This is a genomic window from Photorhabdus heterorhabditis (assembly GCF_018448905.1).
GTDB classification, from domain to species: domain Bacteria; phylum Pseudomonadota; class Gammaproteobacteria; order Enterobacterales; family Enterobacteriaceae; genus Photorhabdus; species Photorhabdus heterorhabditis.
In genome coordinates this window covers 1-891 of sequence record NZ_RCWA01000151.1, presented here as the reverse complement: position 1 = coordinate 891, position 891 = coordinate 1, and the positions used below count along the sequence as shown (strand labels likewise).

At 62.4% G+C, this 891-nt stretch carries 1 pseudogene; it reads left to right on the top strand.

Annotated features, from left to right (window positions below):
- Positions 1 to 891 (top strand): annotated as a pseudogene (locus EAE89_RS23020) (hemagglutinin repeat-containing protein); the annotation flags it as partial.

Sequence of the window (891 nt, the reverse complement as noted above, 5' to 3'; positions counted from 1 at the left end):
AGCGGCTGGTGCGGGAGCAGATTACCCAGCTGACCGGCCAGCGCTATCTGCCGGGCTACAATAACGATGAAGCCCAGTTTAAAGCGCTGATGGATGCCGGCGTTGCCTTTGGCAAACAGCAACAGTTGACGCCGGGCGTCGCCCTGAGTCCGGCGCAGATGGCGCTGCTGACTTCGGACATTATCTGGCTGACTAACCAAACGGTGACGCTGCCGGACGGCACTACCGAGGTGGTGACGGTGCCGCAGGTTTATGCGCGCGTCCGTCAGGGCGACCTGCGCAGTGATGGCGCCTTGCTGGCCGGGAATACCGTGGCGCTCAACAGTCAGGGCGATATCACCAACAGCGGCACAATTAACGGGCGGGATGTGACTCAACTGACGGCCAACAACCTGACCAACCGCGGCTTTATTCGTGGTGGCAAAGTGGATTTAGCGGCCCAACAGGCGCTCACCAATCGGGGCGGCCGGATTCAGGGGGATGACCGGGTGACCCTGAAAGGCCGCGATATCACCAGCGCCTCGACCGTACGCGGGGATGAAGCTAACCGCTGGCTGGACCGTCCGGCAGGCATCTATGTGCAGAACGATAAGGGCACCCTGTCGCTGAGCGCCATCAATAACGTCCAGCTCACCGCCAGTGACGTCAGGAATGCCGGTCAAGACGGTCACACCGAAATAACGGCAGGCCATGACCTGACGCTGGACACCTTAAATACGCGACGTACCGAAAGCGGCGACTGGGGCGGCGGTAACACCCGCCACCTGACCCAACAGACCGATATCGGCAGCCAGATAACCGGCGCCGGTGAGGTGACCCTGCAGGCCGGGCATGACCTCAAGGCCACCGCCGCTCATGTCAACGCCGGTCAGCCACTGACGGCGCAGGCCG